This window comes from Flavobacterium sp. W21_SRS_FM6 (genome assembly GCF_052119645.1).
Taxonomy (GTDB): Bacteria; Pseudomonadota; Gammaproteobacteria; order Enterobacterales; family Alteromonadaceae; genus Paraglaciecola.
In genome coordinates this window covers 172,122-187,169 of the sequence record NZ_JBGQOM010000003.1, presented here as the reverse complement: position 1 = coordinate 187,169, position 15,048 = coordinate 172,122, and the positions used below count along the sequence as shown (strand labels likewise).

At 43.5% G+C, this 15,048-nt stretch carries 12 protein-coding genes and 1 riboswitch; of the genes, 9 read left to right on the top strand and 3 right to left on the bottom strand.

The window, feature by feature from the left end; all coding sequences use genetic code 11:
• Window positions 1-29: 29 nt before the first annotated feature.
• The gene (locus tag ACEN2L_RS06775; protein WP_441742737.1) at window positions 30-1,406 is read right to left on the bottom strand and encodes an aldehyde dehydrogenase family protein; all 1,377 of its coding nucleotides are present in this window, start codon (window positions 1,404-1,406) and stop codon (window positions 30-32) included.
• Window positions 1,407-1,707: 301 nt separating this feature from the next.
• Between ACEN2L_RS06775 and ACEN2L_RS06770 the strand changes: the two genes are divergently transcribed.
• Entirely contained in the window at window positions 1,708-3,342 is a 1,635-nt protein-coding gene (locus ACEN2L_RS06770) for a methyl-accepting chemotaxis protein (RefSeq protein ID WP_441742735.1), read from the top strand.
• A gap of 45 nt (window positions 3,343-3,387) precedes the next feature.
• Here ACEN2L_RS06770 and ACEN2L_RS06765 read toward each other — a convergent pair whose 3' ends face one another.
• Complete coding sequence (locus tag ACEN2L_RS06765; RefSeq protein ID WP_441742733.1) at window positions 3,388-4,449, bottom strand: energy transducer TonB; 1,062 nt, start codon at window positions 4,447-4,449, stop codon at window positions 3,388-3,390.
• A 164-nt stretch (window positions 4,450-4,613) separates the two neighbouring features.
• Window positions 4,614-4,717, top strand: a riboswitch (cyclic di-GMP riboswitch).
• Here ACEN2L_RS06765 and ACEN2L_RS06760 point away from each other — a divergent pair.
• The 8 genes from ACEN2L_RS06760 (at window position 4,676) to ACEN2L_RS06725 (ending at window position 12,501) form a co-directional block, all read left to right on the top strand.
• Window positions 4,676-5,512, top strand: coding sequence for an AAA family ATPase (locus ACEN2L_RS06760; protein WP_441742731.1), 837 nt, complete (start codon window positions 4,676-4,678; stop codon window positions 5,510-5,512). (Overlaps the previous riboswitch by 42 nt.)
• Window positions 5,472-5,759, top strand: a complete 288-nt coding sequence (locus ACEN2L_RS06755) for a ribbon-helix-helix domain-containing protein (RefSeq protein WP_441742730.1) — start codon at window positions 5,472-5,474, stop codon at window positions 5,757-5,759. The genes ACEN2L_RS06760 and ACEN2L_RS06755 overlap by 41 nt, the downstream gene beginning before the upstream one ends.
• 90 nt (window positions 5,760-5,849) lie before the next feature.
• Window positions 5,850-7,691, top strand: coding sequence for a GNAT family N-acetyltransferase (locus ACEN2L_RS06750; protein ID WP_441742728.1), 1,842 nt, complete (start codon window positions 5,850-5,852; stop codon window positions 7,689-7,691).
• Window positions 7,688-8,605, top strand: coding sequence for a histone deacetylase family protein (locus tag ACEN2L_RS06745; RefSeq protein WP_441742726.1), 918 nt, complete (start codon window positions 7,688-7,690; stop codon window positions 8,603-8,605). Before ACEN2L_RS06750 ends, ACEN2L_RS06745 begins: the two co-directional genes overlap by 4 nt.
• Window positions 8,606-8,713: 108 nt before the next feature.
• A complete protein-coding gene (locus tag ACEN2L_RS06740; RefSeq protein ID WP_441742724.1) occupies window positions 8,714-9,745 on the top strand; it encodes a sensor histidine kinase in 1,032 nt (343 codons plus the stop codon).
• Complete coding sequence (locus ACEN2L_RS06735; protein WP_441742722.1) at window positions 9,738-10,421, top strand: response regulator transcription factor; 684 nt, start codon at window positions 9,738-9,740, stop codon at window positions 10,419-10,421. The genes ACEN2L_RS06740 and ACEN2L_RS06735 overlap by 8 nt, the downstream gene beginning before the upstream one ends.
• A gap of 56 nt (window positions 10,422-10,477) precedes the next feature.
• On the top strand, window positions 10,478-11,131 hold the full coding sequence (locus ACEN2L_RS06730; RefSeq protein ID WP_441742720.1) for a potassium channel family protein: 654 nt from the start codon (window positions 10,478-10,480) through the stop codon (window positions 11,129-11,131).
• A 5-nt stretch (window positions 11,132-11,136) separates the two neighbouring features.
• A complete protein-coding gene (locus tag ACEN2L_RS06725; protein ID WP_441742718.1) occupies window positions 11,137-12,501 on the top strand; it encodes a TrkH family potassium uptake protein in 1,365 nt (454 codons plus the stop codon).
• A gap of 73 nt (window positions 12,502-12,574) precedes the next feature.
• Here the strand turns inward: ACEN2L_RS06725 and ACEN2L_RS06720 are convergent, their stop codons facing one another.
• On the bottom strand, window positions 12,575-14,845 hold the full coding sequence (locus ACEN2L_RS06720; protein WP_441742716.1) for a putative Ig domain-containing protein: 2,271 nt from the start codon (window positions 14,843-14,845) through the stop codon (window positions 12,575-12,577).
• Window positions 14,846-15,048: the final 203 nt, after the last annotated feature.

Below are 15,048 nucleotides of genomic sequence, written 5' to 3'. Positions count from 1 at the left end.
TAAGTTTGTTTCCTTATCAGTGAGTGAAATTACAGCAACTTTTTAAGCCAGTTTAACTTAGTGCTGTTAAATGGTGGGTAGCGTAAAGCCACATCAAACCAAAAACTGCGTTTGAGAACGGTTTTTAAATGACTAAAGGTATCAAAACCAAATTGGCCATGATAAGCGCCCATGCCACTGTTGCCCACGCCGCCAAAGGGTAAGTTAGGGTTAGCCATAAACATCATGCCATCATTAATGCCCACGTTTCCGGCACTGGTTTGCTGCAATACCGCCTGTTCTAAATTTTTGTCTTTGGTGTAAAGATACAAGGCTAATGGTTTAGGGCGATCGTTAATGATATCAATGGCTTGTTGGATTTTATCCACAGTTAGAATAACCAAAATCGGTCCAAATATTTCTTCTTGCATCACAGGGCTATCAAGTTTAGGTGACATGACAATAGTGGGGGCAATATAGTGGCTTACAGGGTCTACGTCACCGCCATAAATAACATTCTGTCCCTCTAGATAGTGGTTCAAACGTCTGTAATGTCGCTCATTAATGATACGGCCGTAGTCGACATTTTGTTTGGGGTTGGCGCTATAAAATGCTTCAATTTTTGCAGTTAAAGCAGCAACAAAGGTATCGGCAAAGTTTTCTTCAACTATCACGTAATCAGGAGCTACGCAGGTTTGCCCTGTGTTCATCCATTTACTCCAAGCAATTCGAGCCACCGTTACCGCTAAGTCAGTATGGCTGTCGACGATACAAGGGCATTTACCACCTAATTCAAGGGTAACAGGCGTTAAGTATTCAGCCGCAGCGCGCATGACAATTTTGCCGACCTGTTCACCGCCGGTATACAGAATATGGTCAAAACGCTGTTTAAGTAATTCAGTGGTTTCTTCTACTGCGCCTAAGACAACTTTATAAGCACTACTATCTAAATATTGCGGAATCAGATTCGCTAATAATTGAGCAGTCGTAAACGATAACTCAGAGGGTTTGAGTATGGCGCAATTTCCAGCTGCAATAGCCGCTACAAGCGGTGCGAGCACTAGCTGCAGTGGATAATTCCACGCGCCAATAATCAATACGGTACCCAACGGTTCGGGTAACAGATAGCTCTTGCCAGGTTGCACAAATAACGGCGTTGATACCTTTCGTGGTTTCGCCCAGCTCGATAAGTTGTGTAAGGTATGGTCGATATCACTGAGGGTAAAGCCGATTTCAGAGGTCCAAGCCTCTTGTTCGCTTTTATGCAGATCTTGTTGCAAGGCTCTGACAAACTCAGCTTGGTGTTCTGTTATTAAAGCCTTGAGTTTAATAAGTTGTGATCTGCGCCAGCTTAAGTCTTTTGTGCGCCCTGAGCGAAAAGTTTGTTGGAGTTCATTTACCGACTGGCTAATACTAAAACGCTGCATAATCTCTCTTTTGAATCAAGATGCAAAGCCGAACTATACTCTTTACTAACTGAGTTTTCATGGCTTTTTCGGCTATAAATATTGCTTAAGTTGACCTAAAATCAAGTAGTTAGCCACGCAATAGTGCCGCTACCTAGCGTGTTGCAGCTACGCGCTCGCCTGTCAAACTGCATTAATAAATATCAGTATTATGGCGTCGATGCCGTTATAGAATGACAACCGTGGCGCCGTCATTTAAATGTCAACGCCGCCTTACATACTACAGCCCATTTTATATTTACAATTTGAAGGATTTTTAATCATGAAGCTGATCCGCTATAACATCAGAAATAAGCTACTACTGCTATTTGTTTCTGCTTTGGTCATTATATTGGCTGCGGTATTTACTGGCTTTTCAGTGCTCAATAAAGTGATTAATGAATACAGTAATGCCGTTGAACACGATGTGAATTTTGTGGTGCAAGTAGGTGCCCTCAATGTAGATTTTAAAACGCAAGTTCAAGAGTGGAAAAACACCTTAATACGCGGTAAAAACCCTGAAAATCTAAGTAAATATTGGGGAAACTTCAACAAGCTTGCTCAGACTATTCAAACGCACTATCGCGACTTGCTAAATGACATGGAGCCGAGTCATCCTGCATATCAACACCTTAGTGCTTTTGCTAACAGCTATCCTCTTATGCTCGAAGCCTATACTGCTGGTTACCAGGCTTTTATAGCAGCAGACTACGATATTACCGTGGCTGACCGCAGTGTAAAAGGGATTGACCGTGAACCGACACAGCATTTAAATGAAGCAGTTAACTCGGTTAATACCAAGATCAGTGCTTTGCAAGCTAAGCTAGCAAGTCAGGCTGAAACTGCCGCTTTGTATACTAACTTGCTGCTTTTGTTTGCTGTGGCAGTGGCCTTATTACTCGTCAGTTGGTTTGTTAATACGCGTATTTTACAGCCCTTAAATAGCATGGCGGCCACCTCAAAGTATATTGCTAAGGGCGACTTTACAACACCGGTGAACAAAACAACCGAAGATCAAATTGGCCAAGTGGCAGACAATTTCACCGCTATTCAAGTAGGTTTAAGTCAAGTTTTATCGGGCATATTCAATGATGTGAAACAATTAGGTGTGATCATTGAAGAGATGTTTGTTGCCTTCGATTACTTTAAAACGGGTATCACTGCGCAAATTAATGAAACTGAAAAACTCAGTGGTAGCATGCAGCAAATGACCCATTCAAACGATTCAGTTAATGATGCCATCAGTCAGGCCAATTCATTTGTGAATGATTCAAATGCGCTGGCAGACAAAGGCCAGTTAATGTTTGATGAAAATGTAAAAACCAGTCAAATCATGTTGCAGGCAACCAATCATGCCTCTGACATTATTGCCGCTTTGAAAAAAGATACCGATAACATCGGTAATGTGGTGAATGTGATCAACGGTATCGCTGAACAAACTAACTTATTAGCCTTAAATGCGGCAATTGAAGCTGCCAGAGCGGGAGAGTCAGGCCGTGGTTTTGCTGTTGTTGCTGACGAAGTCAGAAGCTTAGCAAATAAAACCCAAGAATCGACTAAACAAATATCACAAAATATCAGTAAATTGCAGCAAGAGGCAGATAAGGCTGTACAAGCCATGAGTGAAGGGAAAGAGCAGGCTGAAATTAGTTTAGAACAGTCAAAACGCTCACAAGAATTTGTCGATAAGTTGCACGCGGCGTTTAACCAAATTAGCCGTTTAAATCAGGTAGTAGAGCGAGAAATGATTCAGCAAGATCAGCAAACCAAGGATATCAATTCCGCCCTCAGTGCCTTAGAGTCGCAAAGCGCGGTGTCGGTGCAACAAGTGAATAAAATGGATGAATCTTCAAAATTGTTAGCGAAAATTTACCAGCATATCAATAACTCAACCAAAGACTTCAAAGTGAAATCTTAAAACGGTTTATAGCAGCCTTACTCGATTAAGCAAGGCTGCTAAAGCTTAAATTTCGCCGGTGTAAGCGCCTAATTCAATTATATTAAATTGGGTATCAGGTGAGCCGGTTACAAACAATGTGCATTGGCCCCACGCCTCAGGAATGCGCCATTCAGAGTTTTCAGAGGCAGTAAAACGAGAACGTTTATTCGCGCAGCGCACTTCGACCTCATCAAGCACGCCATCGTCTTTTATCTGTAGGGCAAAACTGCTGCGGCTTAAATAATGGTTTATACCGCCACTGCTACCCATCTGCAGTTCACGCGTCATAGATTCAGAGCTGTGCAATAGTTCGTTTATCTTATCGGTGAAGGGTTTTATTGATGCAGAGTACGTACCCTCTTCGTCTTCTTTCACTAATTTTTGATAGGAGTTTAGCGCATTGGCGTATTGCGTATCATTGATGAATAGCACCGTTTGCCTATTTAACAAATAAAGACGAGTCGGGCGTTTAAAAGCGTCGTCGTTAGATGATAATGCTCGACTAACGGATTTTAATTCTCGTTTACTATCACCAACGTGTTTTGCATACATTGAATCAGCCAGCCAAAAATAGCCACTTTCGGTATGATTCCATAATTTATCCTGCTCTAACTCGTCGAGTTGCACGGCGGCGAGTTCAAGGTTTTGTGCTTCAATCGCATCGATAACATCTTTATATTTTCTAAGAAACTGGCGTGTTACCCCTTGTTTGCCATTGAGCATAAAATCTAATTGCACAGACACTTGGCATTGCTCTATGGCTTCACCGTTTTGTAGGGCGGGGCTGTATTTCCATCTTTTCACTGCTCTTAAGGATTCTTTTTCAAAGGCATCTAATCCACTAGAGTCCATAATTATCGGATCGATGACATTACCTTCTTTGTCGATAACAAAGCTGACTCTAGCCCAGCCTTCTTGCCCTTTTTTAGCGGCAGATATTGGATAACTGGGCGGTACCCGTTTTATGGGCTCGGCATTAATAATGGTTTCGATATGTTCCGAAAGTTCGGTGTTTTGGGCAAAAGTAGTTAGGCTAAGCAATGATACAAGGCTGCCCAATAGGGCAATAGAGGCATTAATTTTCATCAGTCTTCCCTGATAATATAAAAACGAAAAGCATAATAAACTACCCGGGCCAGCATTTCAAACGCTTAAATTTGCCTGGTTAAGGTATTAATATTCATGCCTTGGCATTAACTGCCATGCCTCTAACAGGTGGAAAAATTCACTGAGCAGTTTTACTGTTAGCCACATGAAAAAGGCAAAATTGTTGAAAAACAATGACGCAAAGCTTCCGGTCTAAGGTTTATTGATGTCTTCATCATACATGAACTACGATAGCGGAGTTGCCAGAAGGGAGCGTTGTTTCACGCCCACTTTTTCATATTCTTACCCATATTCAATAGCAGTACACGATGGCTTACTTTGGCGCTTAATTCGTGTGATTGAGGAAGCAGATATGATTATTTTAGTTGGTGGCGAAAAAGGTGGCAGTGGTAAAAGCTGTCTTGCACAAAATATAGCGGTGCATTTACGTGTTGAGAAAAAGTCTACGGTCTTGATGGTCGACTGCGATCCTCAGCGTACCACATCAGATTGGATACAAGAACGAGGGGCTAATACGCAGTTGAGCAACATAAACTGCGTTCAACTCTACGGTAAAATACGTAACGAATTACTGAGTTTAAACAACCACTATCAATATGTAATTGTTGACTGTGGTGGCCAAGACAATATGGCGCTACGCTCGTCAATGTCGGTAGCAAACCATGTGTTAATTCCCTTGCGACCCAAACGTCGTGATTTAAAAACAGTGCCCCACATGGAAGATATTATCTCGACCTGCAAAATGGTTAACCCCAAAATGAATGCGGCTTTTGTTATTACCCAGTGTCCGTCTTTGCCGTCTTTGGCCTCTCGAATATTAGAAGCAAAAGAGGTATGCCGTTCTTTTGAAATTGACGTGCTTGATGCCATTACCTTTAGTCGCAACATGTATGACGATAGCGAAGAATCAGGTCGTTCTGTGATGGAAATCGAGCCTGATGGCAAAGCCGCAGGTGAAATACGAGCCATTGTTGAAGAACTCTTTAGTAAAGGACAGCAAGATGTCTCTGAGCAGTTTGAAAAAATCCGCGCCGTCGGCTGAAGTTAAAAGAGTCACGGTAGACGAGTTTATTCAAGGCGCTGAGTTATATGCATGCGGTTTGGCCTTAGTACCCAGCACAGAAAATAAAGTTGCGACCCAAGGGCCAATGAAAAAGGCCACGTTTACCTTGGGTAAGGTCGCTATTGCCAAACTTAATGCGCTATCTGCCAATACTGGTATCGCTAAGTCTCGCTTAATTCGGATTTGGTTAGATAATCAGGCGGCGCATTATACCGAAACTCACTAGCTGATGTTTCCACGTTATAGACCATGGTCTTAATGCTCCGGCCAGATTCCTGTGGCATAGTAAAGGCAATACTATGCTGCTGGAGTTGTTATGAAAGTTGCCTTACCCAACCGTCCTGACTGGCCGGAAATACTGAAGTCAGGTAATCGTATTTATATTGGCTCTAACGCTGCAGTGCCTAATGCCCTCATTGAAGACTTAATTGCCAACAGCAAAGATCTGCATGATATCGAACTGGTGCATATCAATACGTTATCAGAAAGTCGTTGGGTTGAGCCGCAATTTAGCGACTTGTTTAAGGTCAATGCCCTTTTTATTGGTGGTGAAAAAATTCGCCAGGCCGTGGCTGAAGGACGAGTGGACTATACCCCGTGCTTTTTGTCTGAAGTGCCCTCTTTGTTTGAGCAAGACATCATGCCCTTAGATGCGGCGCTGGTAATGGTTAGCCCTCCAGATAAATATGGCTATTGCTCTTTGGGGGTGGCGGTTGATGTTAATTTAGCCGCAGTGAAAAAAGCCAAATACGTGATTGCGCAAATTAACCCTTTGATGCCGCGTACCAGTGGCCAAACGTTTATCCGCGTGGATGACTTTGCTGCGTGTATAGTAAAAGAACAGGTTCTGCCTGAATTACCCCATTATGAACCTGACAAAATCACCGAACGTATTGGTCAATATGTGGCCATGTTGGTAGAAGATGGTGCCACTTTACAGCTAGGCGTAGGCAAAATTCCGAACGCGGTTCTTCGCTACTTGCACCATCACAAAGATTTGGGTGTACACAGTGAGTTAATCACTGACGGCATCATCGACCTCATTGCCAAAGGGGTGATTAACAATCGGAAAAAAACCTTCCATCCCGGTAAAACGGTGGCCAGTTTTTGTCTAGGCAGCAAGCAACTATACGACTTTGTAGACAATAATCCGCACGTTGAATTTTATCCTAGTGACTATCTCAATTCACCTTCAAACATTGCGCGCAATCATAAAATGGTTGCCATCAATAGTGCCCTAGAAGTGGATTTAACTGGCCAAGTCGTGGCTGATTCTATTGGGTATCAGTTTTACAGTGGCATTGGTGGCCAAGTGGATTTTATTCGCGGCGCTGCTATGTCAATGGGCGGTAAACCCATCATTGCCATTCCTTCTACTGCTAAAGGCGGCACTATTTCGCGTATTGTTCCCACCATTACTGAGGGTAGCGGTGTCGTTACTTCACGAGGTCATGTGCATTATGTGGTCACTGAATTTGGCGTAGCCTCGTTAAAAGGACGCAGTATTCGTGAGCGGGCCTTGGAGCTCATTCGTGTGGCGCATCCTAAATTTCGCGAGCAATTATTAGCCAAAGTACGAGAACATTATTGGGTACCTCATTATCAAAAAAACTATCCCCGTGATGTGCCTGAGCTCGGAGCAATAGGCTTTCTTACCCTTACTGTTGATAACCAAGCTTTTGACTTACGGCCATTGAATCCTGCAGATGAGCGCCGTTTACAGGAGTTTTTTTATTCCCACACCAAAGAGACTTTATTTTATCGTTATAACCACTATCCGACCCAAATGACCCGCGAAAAGTCATGCAACTTAGTGAGTGTCGATCAAAGTCATGACCTTGCTTTATGTATTGTTAGGCAGCAGGGCTCAGTCGCTGAGATCCAGGCTGTGGGCCGATATTATTTATGTGGCGATAACCAAAGTTGTGAAGTGGCCTTTGTCACCCGTGAAAAATTTCATGGCAAAGGCATGGCAAAACAGCTGCTGACAGAAATGATAAGGATTGCTAAACAGCGGGGTTTAAAATATATGTTGGCAATGGTCAGAGCGGATAATCGTAATATGCTAAGAGTGTTCGAAAGTGCAAAATTTGAACGCAAACCATCGGAAGAGCCTGGTGAAATCAACTTAGTCTTAACTTTGGACACACCCCAATGAGTTTTGTATTTATTAGCCATCCAAGCTGTGGTTTGCATGATATGGGCAATGAGCATCCAGAGAGCCCAGCTCGTTTACACGCCATTAATGACCGGCTGATTGCGTCGGGTTTAGATTTTGTTATCGACAAACAACAAGCGATGAAAGCAAATAAGCAACACCTTTATCTAGCCCATGCAAAACAGTATGTGGATGAGGTGTTTGCCAAAGCGCCACAACAAGGTCGAGTGGAATTAGACCCCGATACTTTTATGGCGCCGCCCAGTTTAGAGGCAGCCTTGTATGCCGCGGGTGCTAATGTAATGGCTGTTGATTTAGTGATGCAAGGCAAGGCTGAGCAAGTATTTTGTGCGGTACGCCCACCCGGGCATCATGCTGAAAAAGACCAAGCCATGGGCTTTTGTATTTTTAATAATATTGCGGTCGCGGCGTGTTATGCCATGGCTGAATATGGCTTAGCGCGTATTGCGATAGTGGATTTTGACGTGCATCACGGCAACGGCACCGAAAACATCTTTTTTGATGATCCGCGGGTGCTATTTTGCTCGTCTTTTGAATCGCCTTTTTATCCCTACAATGTTGGGCCTGGAAATGAGCATATCTTGAATTTGCCTTTACCTGCGGGCACCTATGGTGATGAGTTTATGCAAAAAATTACTGAGCAATGGTTAGAAAAGTTAGATGCGTTTGCCCCCCAGCTTATTTTAATTTCAGCAGGTTTTGATGGCCATTATGAAGATGAAATGGCCCATTTTAATTTAGTCGAAACGGACTACCATTGGATCACCGCAGAGCTGAAAAAAATCGCCAATAAACATAGTCAAGGCAAGATGATTTCTACTTTAGAAGGTGGTTATGCTCTTAGCGCGTTAGGGCGCAGTGTAACGGTACATATCAAGGCCATGATGGAGTAGCTCTGGGGGCTAGCAATAAAATAGCGTCAAATTTTATGTAAATTTAACGCTATTTTTTTATCCGCATCGTTACAATGCATCCATAGTGTTCAAATTGGCATACTGTGGATGTTCGAAAAATTAATAAAAAACAAAGTGTATGCCTATATTTTTTCTTTTGGCGTGGTATTTGTTTTTTCTGTTTTAGCTTTATTGCTACCCGCCACTATTTTACCCAAAAGTGGTGTACTGCTCATTTTGCAATTGGCAGTGGTGTTGGTTTCGGTAACATCGAGTCGCAGTGCTACTGCTCTGGCAGGCATACTATGTGCGCTTATCTATAACTACTTTTTTACCTACCCCTTGTATTCGCTGCATATGTTTGAACTGGAGGATATTATGAACTCCATTATTTTCATTTCAGTTGCCATTTTAACCAGCGAATTTTCAATTCGTTATCGTAAAAAAAGTGAGGCCTTAGAGCAGGCTGAAATCCGTTCTAACGTGTTGCTGTCGGTTTCTCATGACTTAAGAACGCCACTCGCCAGTATTATTGGCTCACTTAGTACCTTTCAAGAATACAAACACAAAATCAGTGAACAAGAGCAACATACCCTTATCAACAGCGCCATTGATGAAAGTCACCGCCTTCACAATTACGTTGAAAACTTATTGCAGTTAACGCGTTTAAAAAATAATGCCTTTAATTGGGTGTTTGTCCGCCAGTCACTTTGGCCGGTGATAAAACGACTCGAAAGCAGGTTTTCTGACCAGCGTTTAAGCATCAGGAAAAGTGCCCCCTTGCATGCAGTGAATATCCAAGATGCCCTGATCGAACAAGCTATTTACAACATTGTTGATAATGCCCTGAAATACTCACCCAAAGAGCAACAGGTTGTTGTCGAAGTAGAGAGTGATCAGCAATTTACTCGTGTTCAGATAAAAGACAAAGGGCCAGGCATCCCGCCAGAAAAACGCCTCAAGATTTTTGACGCGTTTTACTCAGGGCGTATTGGTGATGCGGGCGAAGGGGGCAGCGGTATTGGTTTAAGTGTAGCCAAAGGAATTGTAGAAGCTCACGGCGGACGTATTGCAGTTGTTGACGGTGAAATCGGTTGTACCATTGAGTTGCTGTTGCCTATTGGAGAAGAGAATGTTTAAGCCTAAGGTATTGCTGATTGATGACGAGGCCAAAATTCACGACTTTATCTCGATTTCATTGGCGGCAGAGGGTTTTGATTATATTGGCTCGTTTACGGCTATGGCGGGTCTCGAATTATTTAACCAAGAAAAGCCGAATCTCATCATTTTAGACTTAGGCTTGCCTGACCTTGATGGTCGGGCGGTGTTAAAGAAGATCCGAGAAATGAGCCATATACCGGTCTTGGTATTAACCGCGAGAGATCAGGAAGCCGAGAAAGTTAGATTACTTGACGCTGGCGCTAACGATTATTTGAGCAAACCCTTCGGTATCAGAGAACTAATATCGCGCATAAAAGTACTGTTACGAGATATCAAATACGACGTCATGCCGGCTGAGTTACGATTTGACTCCTTAGTCATAAAAACAGAAGAACCCCTTGTTTATCAAGACAAAGCGATTGTCCACCTGACTAAAAAAGAACATCAATTACTGGTTAAGCTCGCCAGCCAACCTCATGTTCTTGTTAATCAAAAAAAACTATTAATCGATATATGGGGGGCTTCCCATGCTGATGATTCTCACTATTTACGGGTACTCGTCACGCAGTTACGAAAAAAGCTAGGGGACGATGCTGAAGAGCCGCATTTTATAAAAACCGAGCCCGGATTAGGTTACCGCTTTATTGGTAACTAAGGCACTTAATCGCATACGTTTAAAGGCTATTTAGCGAGATTGTTGGAGTAGAGAACATGGCGCATTTTACGGTAATTGGTTTAGGGCGTTTTGGTGTTTCTGCCTGCCAAGAACTGATCCACTTAGGACACACTGTCACCGGCGTAGACAGCGACCCTAAGGTGGCAGATAAGTATGCAGATCACTTAACGCAAGTGGTGATTTGTGATTGTACTGATGAAAACGCCCTAAGCGAGCTGGATTTGCAAAACAGTGACACCGTGCTAGTTGCTATTGGTGAAGATATGCAATCGAGTATTCTGTGTACTCTGAGCTTAAAAAATATTGGGGTTAAAAATATCTGGGTCAAAGCCAGTACTAAGGCCCATCACACCATCATATCTAAACTTGGCGTATCTCGAATTGTTCATCCCGAAGAAGAAATGGGCATGCGTATCGCTCAAGCTCTGAACTACCCCATGGTCAACGACTATATTGCTTTAGGTGACGGCCTTTATGTGGTTGAAATCCATATCAAAGTCCACCTACATGGCCATCAGCTGAGTAAATTATTAGCAGACACCAAAGGCGCCATTGATACCTTGCTCATTAAGCGTCAAAGCAAAACTTTTACCCATATTGCGCCTGATTTTGCCGTGCAGGAAAACGACATACTGCTGCTTTGTGGTAAACGCGCGGCGCTTAAACATATCGCCCCCAAATTGGCTTGATCAGTATGGTACTTTGGCATCCTTCTCAAGCGCCCATTGACCGCAAAACCACCTCGTCCAAAAAAATTAATGCGGCCCCCCCTTTTATATTAGCGGGTAGTTTTGCCTTATTGATTTTATTGGGCACCTTACTGTTAATGTTGCCTTTTGCGACGACGTCTTCGATAAGCTGGGAACAAAGCTTATTTACTGCTACATCCGCTGTAACGGTTACGGGATTAGTCGTACTGGACACTGGCAGTGTGTTTACCGTATTTGGACAAACTGTCATAGCGCTTTTGATTCAATGCGGTGGCATTGGTTTGATGACGTTTGCGGTGGTTACGCTTATTGCCCTTGGCGGAAGAGTGGGTTTTATGCAAGGGGTGGTGGCCAAAGAAGCCTTTAATCAAACCAGTGCTTCCACCCTGATAAGTGTGGCTAAATCAGTGCTGTTTTTTTCAGTCATAGTGGAATGCATCGGCTTTGTTATTTTGTCGGTGTATTGGCATCAAGAATTAGGCTGGCAGCAGAGCGTTTTTCACGGTTTTTTTTATACCATCAGTGCCTTCAACAACGCCGGTTTTGCCTTGGCTCCCAACAGTCTGATGCCCTACGTAGACGACCCGACGATTAACTTCACCATCACCGGGTTGTTTATTGCTGGTGGTTTAGGATTTACGGTGTGGATGGACGCACTTAAGTCAAAATCATGGAGGGCGATGACCCCTTACAGCAAAACCATGATATTGGGCACAGTGATCATTAATACCCTTGCGCTGTTTGCTATCTATGCCATTGAGTACAACAACCCCAATACCATGCAGCCTTTAAGTGAAGGGGGCAAATGGCTAGCGGCTTGGTTTCAAGCTGTATCACCTAGAACTGCAGGCTTTAATACTCTTGCTATTGAGCACTTAGAAGAGAGTACCAGTGCCTTAATGTTGCTACTGATGTTTATTGGCGGCGGCTCCTTAAGTACCGCCAGCGGAATCAAGGTTGTGACCTTTATTGTGCTGATTATGGCCACCTACAGTTATTTACGTAGAGACAAAGCCATTACCTTGTATAACCGAGAGGTGGCTAAAGAAAGCGTGTATAAAGCCCTAGCCTTGACCATGATATCCGTTGGCGTTACGTGGATAGCTATCTTTATTTTATTACTCAGTGAAGATGCGCCATTTCTTGATGTGGTGTTTGAAGCGGTATCAGCGCTGGGTACAGTGGGTTTGTCTAGAGGCCTAACCGGCTCTTTATCCGGAGTCGGAGAGTTTATTATTATTTTATTGATGTTTATGGGTAGATTAGGGCCATTAACCTTAGCGTATTTTTTAGCGAGTCCTCGGAAAAAACGCCTTAGGTATCCTGAAACACAATTGACTATAGGCTAATATAATTTTCAATAGTGTAAAAAAGGGTTGATAACGTCATCAACCCTTTTGCGTTTTTACAGCGGACCAGTATTTACTGTTTGTAATACTTTTGCTGTATCGCTCGTGATTTCAACCCCGATTTTTTATACATCAATTGAGGCGTCACGCTCTGAGGTTGTTGAACTCTGCCACTAAAACCAGATATCCATTGATCGACTTCTTCGATGGTGATGTTGCCCGCAGTATCCACTACAAAATCAAATGCGTGCCAGTAGTTGGTGATGTTCCCCTCTGAGGGCGAGAAAATTCGTGTTTGGGTGCCTACTTTTACTTCTACTCTTGCGGGAGAAATCAAAATATTGCCTGAACCACTGTATTCATGCACTACATATTGGTAACGACCAGCAAAGGGGAACGTTGGAATAGTAATAATTTCAGGACCATAGCTGCTCGTATCATCGACGTCTAAATAGATGGTCGAATCTTCTACCGTAACCTCATCATTCGAGTAATAAACGTGAAATTCAGAGCTAGCTTCGGCATTGGCCGGCCCATAAAAATGGCTGTCTAGATCACGAGGCTCTTCACCCCATGTTAGCGTGACGGTTGCAGTAGCAGCAGAAAGTTCTAAACACGAGTCAAGTACTTCGTTGGTGTTACCGACATTTACCGTTAGGGTTCGGCTTTGATTGCCGTTAGAGCTATACAGTAAAACGGTGCTGTCCATCATCACTGGGATCGAAAAATTTCCGCTGGCGTCAGTCCTTGCTGTCGATTGGCCATTGTAAGTTCGACCAGTCGAACGAACTGTCGCATTTTCCAAAGGCGAACCGTCAAGATCTACCACACAACCTTCTATGAAAATCGTGGAGTAAACTTGATCTGCGTTCCAAGTGGTAAAGTGCCCCACGGTACCTGCATAAAAGGTTTCACCATTTTCAGTAGTCAGGTTCGCCGTGCCCTCTTCAACCCACGCGCCAGTTGATGAATCAAAGTAATAGAGAGGGATAGTGGCAGGTGGTGTAGTTGAGCTTTCACTCAACGGAATGCGAATGGTAACGGTTTGTCCGCTTTGCACATCAACAGCTGCACCAGCCGCGTCAGTTAAGATAACATCCATAGCGCCGAACGATTCTATAGGGACCAATTCATCACCATCTGTCGTTAACATATCCCCCGGCATCACGCTGATATCTCGGCTTGGGTCAATGACGGTTACTTGTGCGGTCACTTGTCCTTCGATTGGCATACCATCGGTACGTTCGAGCGTATTGGCTAAAAATGCTAATAGGTCGATTCCTTCATGAGTTAACGTGAAAGCTTGAGTTGGATCAAAGTTCATCGTTACATCGCTCGGTACCAAGGAAAGGAACTGATTAGATAAATCTGATCCACTGTTTAGCACCAAAGAGTAACTGGCAAATCCCGTACTGCTGGCTGATAGCGTCATCCGATCCGCTAAAAATCGATCAACTACACTAATGACATAGTCGCCATCAACTGTACTAGTTGCGGGGGCGCTCATTGCAGAGCCATTAGCCAATACTAACTCAGCTGCTTCGATAAAATCACCTGTGAAATAGTTGGCTACTTTACCGCTAATTTGTTGGTATACGAGCGCATCAACAGCAAAACTAACAGGCACAGCGACGGTGCCATCTTCACCGCCGTCAGTAACATTGATTGTCACATCATATTTTGTTGATTGCGCTAATGCTGGAGTCCACTCAATTAATCCAGTTGACGAAATAGTCATACCCGTTGGAGCACCTACTAAGGTGTAGGTAATATCACTACCATTATTTTCATCATCGACATCGCTAACCGCGAGTTGTTGACTGAATGTTGCGCCGTTGTCCAAAGTGTAATCTGTGGCCAGGGCTTGAACGCTTAGTTGATCATTTACAGGGGTCACGGTGATCGTAAAACTTTGTTCAACATTTAAGGCGGTTGCGCTTGCGTCTTCAGCGACAACTACACTGACCTCACCAGAGCTTAATACACCCTCGGTTGGCGTCCAAGTGACTAAGCCTGAAGTGTCAATACTCATACCAGTTGGTGCATTGTTGAGGCTGTAAACCAAGACTTGCGCACTGTTGTCTGGATCGGAGGCACTTACTTGGTAAGAATAAGCGGTATCTTCAGTAGCAGATAAGCTTGGATTAGACGATATCGTGGGTGGATTATTTGTTGGTGTTGGTGTTGGTGTTGGTGTTGGTGTTGGTGTTGGTGTTGGCGTTGGTGTTGGCGTTGGAGTTGGAGTTGGAGTAGAGTCACCTCCACCACAGGCTGACAGCATTATTAGGGTAACGGCCACGGCCGTTGTTTTAAGAGCAAATTTATTTACTGATGGCATATCCATATGTAAATCCTTTTAATTAATTGACAGTTTACTATTTGATCAGCTTCTTCCTACAACAGAAAAACTGCTGGCTAATCGCGCCGCTTATTTACGGCTGCCTAATTATAATAGCCAGCAGTCGCTTACTTGTCGATGATTAAGTCGCTGCCTTATACGATCGACTTTAGCCATTTTTGGAGTGAGAAAAACGTGGTTTAGTGATG

What these genes read in the sequence shown, in the direction of transcription:
- ACEN2L_RS06735 (WP_441742722.1), top strand. Translation starts at nt 9,738, where the DNA reads ATGTTTAAGCCTAAGGTATTGCTGATTGATGACGAGGCCAAAATTCAC.
- ACEN2L_RS06745 (WP_441742726.1), top strand. Translation starts at nt 7,688, where the DNA reads ATGAGTTTTGTATTTATTAGCCATCCAAGCTGTGGTTTGCATGATATG.
- ACEN2L_RS06725 (WP_441742718.1), top strand. Translation starts at nt 11,137, where the DNA reads ATGGTACTTTGGCATCCTTCTCAAGCGCCCATTGACCGCAAAACCACC.
- ACEN2L_RS06730 (WP_441742720.1), top strand. Translation starts at nt 10,478, where the DNA reads ATGGCGCATTTTACGGTAATTGGTTTAGGGCGTTTTGGTGTTTCTGCC.
- ACEN2L_RS06775 (WP_441742737.1), bottom strand. Translation starts at nt 1,406, where the DNA reads ATGCAGCGTTTTAGTATTAGCCAGTCGGTAAATGAACTCCAACAAACT.
- ACEN2L_RS06760 (WP_441742731.1), top strand. Translation starts at nt 4,676, where the DNA reads ATGTCTTCATCATACATGAACTACGATAGCGGAGTTGCCAGAAGGGAG.
- ACEN2L_RS06770 (WP_441742735.1), top strand. Translation starts at nt 1,708, where the DNA reads ATGAAGCTGATCCGCTATAACATCAGAAATAAGCTACTACTGCTATTT.
- ACEN2L_RS06740 (WP_441742724.1), top strand. Translation starts at nt 8,714, where the DNA reads ATGTTCGAAAAATTAATAAAAAACAAAGTGTATGCCTATATTTTTTCT.
- ACEN2L_RS06750 (WP_441742728.1), top strand. Translation starts at nt 5,850, where the DNA reads ATGAAAGTTGCCTTACCCAACCGTCCTGACTGGCCGGAAATACTGAAG.
- ACEN2L_RS06720 (WP_441742716.1), bottom strand. Translation starts at nt 14,845, where the DNA reads ATGGATATGCCATCAGTAAATAAATTTGCTCTTAAAACAACGGCCGTG.
- ACEN2L_RS06755 (WP_441742730.1), top strand. Translation starts at nt 5,472, where the DNA reads ATGTCTCTGAGCAGTTTGAAAAAATCCGCGCCGTCGGCTGAAGTTAAA.
- ACEN2L_RS06765 (WP_441742733.1), bottom strand. Translation starts at nt 4,449, where the DNA reads ATGAAAATTAATGCCTCTATTGCCCTATTGGGCAGCCTTGTATCATTG.